Genomic DNA, 739 nt, shown 5'->3' with positions numbered 1-739 from the left:
GCTGCCGCCGTTATGTTTTATCTGCTTCGCAATTCGCTCGTTTGGCTCCAAGGTTGACATCGCTCTATTTCCCGGGGAAGCGCAAAAAACTGCAAGAATATTTTGAATCCGACAAACCATTCAGATAACGAATGTCGAATGCCGGAAACGGTTACAGAAGCTGCCGGGTTTGCCAGCGACGCAGGCTTTGCTTATAATAGCAGAAATGTGCAGCGGAAAGCGGGGAGTAGGGCAATGAAGCAGGAAGAGAAGCTGGGCATACTGCTGGCGGTGAACACGGGCAAGCCGGTACCCGTTCTCCACGGCAGGCAGGAGGTGCAAACCGGCATATTCAAAACGACTGTCGACGGACCGGTCCGGGCGGCGGTTAACGGATTGCCGGGCGACGGCCAGGCCGATACCGTCAACCACGGCGGACCGGACAAAGCGATCTGCGTTTATTCCCGATCGCACTGGGAGCATTGGGAGCGGGAATGGGGAGAGCCGCCTGCATTCGGCGCATTCGGTGAAAATTTCACGATCACCGGCGGCGCGGAAGAGGACATCGGCATCGGCGACATCATCCGGGTGGGCGAAGCGGTGGCGCAGGTTTCCCAGCCGCGGCTGCCGTGCTTCAAGCTTGGCCTTAAACACGGCAGACCGGAGCTGCCCGGGCAGGTGCTGGAAAGCGGACGCACCGGCTATTACTTCCGGGTTTTGGAGGAGGGTGCCGTGCAGGCGGGCGATACGCTAACGCGCA

1 protein-coding gene is annotated in these 739 nt (G+C 59.1%); it reads left to right on the top strand.

Features of this window, described 5'->3' with window-relative positions; genetic code table 11:
* Window positions 1-234: 234 nt before the first annotated feature.
* A partial coding sequence (locus BG52_RS01295; RefSeq protein ID WP_051587716.1) for an MOSC domain-containing protein occupies window positions 235-739 on the top strand: 505 nt, incomplete at its 3' end.

It is taken from the genome of Paenibacillus darwinianus, from assembly GCF_000598065.1.
Lineage (GTDB): Bacteria > Bacillota > Bacilli > Paenibacillales > Paenibacillaceae > Paenibacillus_I > Paenibacillus_I darwinianus.
The sequence above is the reverse complement of the archived record's forward strand: the minus strand, read 5'-3'. Positions and strand labels throughout refer to the sequence as shown.